This window comes from Syntrophorhabdaceae bacterium, from assembly GCA_028713955.1.
Lineage (GTDB): Bacteria > Desulfobacterota > Syntrophorhabdia > Syntrophorhabdales > Syntrophorhabdaceae > UBA5609.
On sequence record JAQTNJ010000220.1, the window covers coordinates 1 to 5,313 of the forward strand.

Sequence of the window (5,313 nt, forward strand, 5' to 3'; positions counted from 1 at the left end):
GATCTCCCTCGACCCGATGATCTTCAGCGACATGTACCCTGAGAAAGAGGTCAGGGGTCATCGGTCAGGGGTCAGCGCAACAAACGACGAAAATGAAGACGTTCATGTTGAGGAGTATCAGCTTGCACAGCTCGCGCAATTCAGCATAGAGGCTGTCAAAAAAGAGATACTATGGCAAAAATCACCACGGGTTATCCTGTACCCGGAAAAAGGTTTTGAAAAGGAGAAGTGGGAACCGGAAAATTTTGTGACCCTCTATGAGTCTCTACGATCAAAGGGCGTTCAGGCGCGCATGATGAGCCCTGCCGGTTTACGGGTAGATATACCGGAGACGATATCCATTGACGATCTCAGTGATGTCAAGAGCTTCTTTGAAACAGGCGGCATCTTTGTTTCCAACGACTCCGGTATGGCGCACCTCGCAGGCGTCTCCGGCCTTTTCACCATCACCATATTCACGGATTATGATCCCCGCGTCTGGCATCCGAGGGGGACTAATGTATCGCTGAGGCTCGGCGAAGACTGGCTCAATTGTGACGCCTTAGAAAAGATCATCATGAATGTCATCTGAACTGGGCTCACGTCGCCCCCTCCACAAGCAAAGCTCGCGGAGCCTCCCCCTCTCGCCCGAGAACGGGCTACAAAATTAATTGGGCTCACAGCTTGTCCCTACTTGACGGGATCGTCCCCTCCACATCACCCGCAAGCTGATACCCGGCTCGCTTAAGGAAAGGTTCTGCCGGACCGTTTCTTCGATTCTTTGTTTCTCGCTGTCCACTATTCACTGTTCACTATTCACTGCCTTAATCCGCTGATTTTAAAGATTGTCATCACACATTCTTGGTGCTACAATGACCTTATGACCTTTATAACAGACGTCTATTTAAGCGAAATACTGAAGAAGGATGTCATCAATCAGTACGGCAGGAAGGTTGGCAGCCTCTGGGATCTCGTTATTGTACCGGGAATCAAGTTCCCGAGCGTTACAAGACTTATTATCAAAGACAAAAAAAGATTTCTTGAATTTTCCGTTGAACACCTTAACCTTTTTAACAGGTTTGTTATCACAGCCCACACCACAGACGAAGAATATCGTCCCTATACCTATAACGGCAGCGACATACTCGTGAAAAAGGACATCCTTGATAAACAGATCCTCGATGTCAATGGGGCTAAGGTTGTCAGGGTCAACGATCTAAAGCTCGGTGATGTTGACGGGAGCATCTGCGTCCTCGGCATAGACGTGGGACTAAACGGTATCCTGAGAAGGATAGATGGCGGCCGGCTGCTTCAGGATACCATGGTGTTCTTTAATAAACCTATCAAAGAGAATATCATCAGCTGGAACTTTCTACAGACCATAGATCCTGATCTGAGAAATCTGACATTAAACGTGGCGAGGAAGCAGTTGGGGAAACTCCACCCCTCTGACCTTGCACAGATCCTGACAGAGATTCATCCGGAACAGGGAACCGAGATCCTTTCATCGGTCGACGAAGAACTGGCCGGGGAAGCCCTCCACGAGGTCTCTACCGAGGTGCGGGAAAAACTCTTAAAAGAGATGGACAAGGAGACGATCTCCGATATCCTCGAGGAGATGCCCCCCGATGAAGCGGCTGACATTCTGGGCGATATGTCTGAAGAGACCTCGGAAGAGCTCCTCTCCCTCATGGAAAAAGAGGAGGCCGAGGAAGTAAAAGATCTCCTGAGCTATGAAGATGATACGGCAGGTGGTCTCATGACCAGTGAATTTCTGGATTTTCTGCCCGATACGACGGTGGACGAAACACTTGCCAACATGAGACTTCTCGTACCGGATGTAGAGTTCATATACTATATATATGTGGTCGATACAGACGACCATCTTCTTGGTATCGTTTCCCTGAGAAGGCTTTTAACAAGTCCCCTGGATGCGAGGCTCGGTGATTTGATGACCCATAATGTGAAATATGTCTACCTTGATGCGAACAGAAAAGAAGTGGCGGAGCTTATTTCGAAATACGATTTTATTGCAATCCCCGTGCTGGATGAGCACGATGCACTCAGCGGCGTCATCACCGTCGACGATATCATCGACCTCTTTGTCCCGAACCCCACGCGGAAAAGAAAGGGACGAACATTTAAATAAACCGGTAAATCATAGAGACAGTCGATAGTGAATAGCATAAAATCAGTCGATAGTATAAAGGCGGTCGATAGTCGATAGTGAATAGTAAGAAGCAAAAAGATGGATGACATAGGGGGTCATTGCGAGCCCGCAGGGCGTGGCAATCCCATCTTTTGAGATCGCCACGGCTTCGCCTCGCGATGACAATAAGGTTTGAACGTAGAACATTGAACGTTGAACAGGTATTCCCTTACGCCTCAAAGGTGTTCGCTATGCGCCATGCGCTATGCTCTAGTAACGAGCGACAAGCATCGAGTATCCAGCATCCGACTTCTCACCCTCTGCTCTCAGCCCTCTGCCCTCTGCTCTCTGCTGCCTTTCCCTCACGCCTAACGCCTTAGGGCCTGCATTCGGATCTGTTGAACGGCTATTTCAGCCCGAACAGGGTGGGCAGATATGTGGAGAGTGATGGGAAGAGCATCGTAATAAGAAGCGCTACGAACATGATGGCGATGAACGGCGCAATCGATCGTGAGATCCTTTCAAGGGAGATATCCGCGATATTCGCGATAACATAGAGGTTGACGGCCACCGGCGGGGTTACCTGCCCGATGGCGAGGTTCATCGTCATGACCACGCCGAACCATACAGGGTCCCACTGGAAATGTTTCATAAGAGGGAGCAGGATGGGGAGGAATATATAGTATATGGATATGGCATCCATGAGCATACCGGCAATGAAGAGGATCACGTTAACAAGGATGAGGATCACAAACGGGTTCGATGACAGCGACAGGAGGCAGGAAGAGGTCCTGTCCATGACGCCGAGCGTTGATCCCGTCCAGGAGAAAAGTCCTGCAAAGGCAACAATGAACATGACGACCGCCGACGAGAGGGTAGCGTCCCTGAAGATCCCGTAGAGCATGCGCAAATTCAGGCTCCTGTATACGACGAACCCAAGGAAGAGGCCGTAAAAGACGGCAACAACCGCAGCCTCTGTTGCGGTGAAGATACCGCCATAGATGCCGCCCAGAATAACTGCCGGCGCGGCAAGTCCCCAGATCGCCCCTTTGAATGCCTCCCAGATCTCTTTGGGGGTTCCCCAGCGTTCCCCCCGCCACCCGCGGGCCTTTGCCACAAAGATCGAAGGGATGATAAGGAGAAGGGCCGCAATGATCCCTGGAATGACGCCTGCGGCAAAGAGCGCCGGGACAGAGGTGCTGGCTATGACGCCGTAGATGATGAAGGCAATGCTCGGCGGGATGACGATCGCCAGGGAACCGGAACTTGCGATCAATGCCGATGTATACCCCTTGTCGTATCCCATCGCAACCATCGCAGGGAACAGGATGGTCCCAAGGGCAGCCGTGTCGGCAGGCCCCGATCCGGAGATACCTGCAAAGATGACGCCGACGATGATCGTAACGACGGCAAGCCCACCGGGCATCGGTCCCACCAGGAGGCCGACAAAACGTATCAGCCGCCTGGAGATCCCGCAGCGGTCAAGGATCAGCCCGGCGAGGATAAAAAAAGGCAGGGCAAGCAACTGGAACTTTGCTATGTTGGCATAAAAATTCGGGGACAGCACCTGTATTCCGAGGTTATATTTCCAGATCAATGCGACAGCGGTAAAGCCGAGGGATGTGGCAACGGGGATGCCGAGGAGTAGGAGAACAAGAAAAAGAGAAAAAAAGATGATGACCGGTTCCATTAATCATTCCCCTCTTTCAGTTCCTTCCAGGCTGCTTCGATGATGCGAAGTATGATGAGGATTCCGCCGACCGGGATGGCAAGGGTATAGAGCCACTGCGGGATGTTCAGGGCCTCTGTCATCGTATTCAACTCGATCTCAAACTTTATCTGAATAAAGCTGAACCAGATGAGCATGGAGACGGTGAATATCGTCAGGACCGATGCAAAGGGAAAGAGGATATTTTTTCCAAGGTTGGGGAAACGGAGGGCGAGAAGATCAAAGCCAAGGTGTATCTTTCTCCTGAACCCTGCAGCCGCGCCAAGCATGGTGAGCCATACGAGGCACGCGACCTCGACCTCTTCGGTAAATGCGAAGGAGTACTGTATGAAGTACCGCGTGATGACGTTAACAAAGGCCAGCCCGGACATAATAACGAGGAGGACAACGCAGGTTGCCTCCTCGAAATGTTCATATATCTTTTTTAGCATTGACTGTTATTTTTTTGGAGTCTTTGCCTTTGGCGCCGGTTTCGCTGCCCCTTTCATCGCCTTCTGGATGTCCTTCTCTGCCATGACGACGAGCTCTGTTCCTATATCTTTCGCCCACTTGTCATGTACTGATTTTGTTTTGCCTTTGAAGACCTTTACCTGCTTGGGAGTAAGGACGGTGACATCCATACCGTTTTTCCTGAGGGTGTCGAGGGTCTCCATGCTGCCTTCCAGTCCCGCCCGGGCACCCTTCTTCTGCCATTTAACGGTCTCATCAGCGGCCTTTTTGATCGCCTCCTTGTCCTGTGCGGAGAACCCGTCCCATACCTCTTTGCTTACGCCCAGGATAAGCGGGTCAATCGCATAATGCCAGATCGTTGCGTATTTGTGGACCTGCCAGAGCTTGTTGGGGATGATGACGGAGACGACAGGGTTTTCCTGGCCGTCAACAGTTCCCTGCTGGAACGCAGAGAGCGCCTCGCCCCAGTTCATAGAGACGGGATTTGCGCCCATAGCCTTGAAGGTATCGATGAAGATCGGTGAACCGACAACCCGTACCTTCAGGCCATCCATGTCCTCCGGTTTCTTCACGGCCCTTTTACTGTTTGTCAGCTCCCTGTAGCCGTTTTCAGCCCAGCCGAGGCCGACAACGCCTTTCTCCTCAATGATCTTGAAGAGACGTTTCCCGACCTCTCCGTTCTCAACGGCGTCGAGGGCTTTGTAATCAGGGAAGAAGAAAGGCATCGAGAAGATGTTGAGCTCCTTCACCGTTGTTGACCAGTTTATCGTTGATCCGAGCGCGAAGTCGATGACGCCCTGTTTCATGAGGAGAAATTCGTTCGTCTGTTTTCCTGCAAAGAGCTGCCCGCTGTAGTAGGGCTTGATATTGATCCGGCCATCGGTATATTTCCTGACGGCTTCAGCGAACCGTGCAGCGCCTTCGCCCCACGGCCCCGCAGGACCCACGACAATGCTCATCTTATATTCAGGTTTATACGTTTGGGCTGAGCCGGCCGTTACAAGGA

The 5,313-nt window shown here is 51.4% G+C and carries 6 protein-coding genes; 2 read left to right on the forward strand and 4 right to left on the reverse strand.

Going from position 1 to position 5,313, the window contains the following annotated elements; all coding sequences use genetic code 11:
* Together PHU49_14180 and PHU49_14185 are read left to right on the forward strand one after the other, a co-directional pair.
* The coding region (locus PHU49_14180) for a glycosyltransferase family 9 protein (GenBank protein ID MDD5245154.1) at positions 1 to 571 on the forward strand (571 nt) is incomplete at its 5' end.
* A 288-nt stretch (positions 572 to 859) separates the two neighbouring features.
* Positions 860 to 2,128: a CBS domain-containing protein gene (locus PHU49_14185; GenBank protein MDD5245155.1), complete on the forward strand. Its 1,269-nt coding sequence runs from the start codon at positions 860 to 862 to the stop codon at positions 2,126 to 2,128.
* A 42-nt stretch (positions 2,129 to 2,170) separates the two neighbouring features.
* Here the strand turns inward: PHU49_14185 and PHU49_14190 are convergent, their stop codons facing one another.
* The 4 genes from PHU49_14190 to PHU49_14205 all read right to left on the reverse strand — a co-directional run.
* Positions 2,171 to 2,293, reverse strand: coding sequence for a hypothetical protein (locus PHU49_14190; protein ID MDD5245156.1), 123 nt, complete (start codon positions 2,291 to 2,293; stop codon positions 2,171 to 2,173).
* Positions 2,294 to 2,534: 241 nt separating this feature from the next.
* Positions 2,535 to 3,818 carry a TRAP transporter large permease gene (locus PHU49_14195; GenBank protein MDD5245157.1) on the reverse strand — a complete coding sequence of 428 codons (1,284 nt, stop codon included), beginning with the start codon at positions 3,816 to 3,818 and terminating at the stop codon, positions 2,535 to 2,537.
* Positions 3,818 to 4,288 carry a TRAP transporter small permease gene (locus PHU49_14200; protein ID MDD5245158.1) on the reverse strand — a complete coding sequence of 157 codons (471 nt, stop codon included), beginning with the start codon at positions 4,286 to 4,288 and terminating at the stop codon, positions 3,818 to 3,820. The genes PHU49_14195 and PHU49_14200 overlap by 1 nt, the downstream gene beginning before the upstream one ends.
* Before the next feature lie 6 nt (positions 4,289 to 4,294).
* Positions 4,295 to 5,313: DctP family TRAP transporter solute-binding subunit (locus tag PHU49_14205; protein ID MDD5245159.1), on the reverse strand; the 1,019-nt coding region annotated here is incomplete at its 5' end.

Bases quoted from the DNA above. Each gene is read 5' to 3' on its own strand.
- PHU49_14195 (MDD5245157.1), bottom strand. From the start codon at position 3,818: ATGGAACCGGTCATCATCTTTTTTTCTCTTTTTCTTGTTCTCCTACTC.
- PHU49_14185 (MDD5245155.1), top strand. From the start codon at position 860: ATGACCTTTATAACAGACGTCTATTTAAGCGAAATACTGAAGAAGGAT.
- PHU49_14200 (MDD5245158.1), bottom strand. From the start codon at position 4,288: ATGCTAAAAAAGATATATGAACATTTCGAGGAGGCAACCTGCGTTGTC.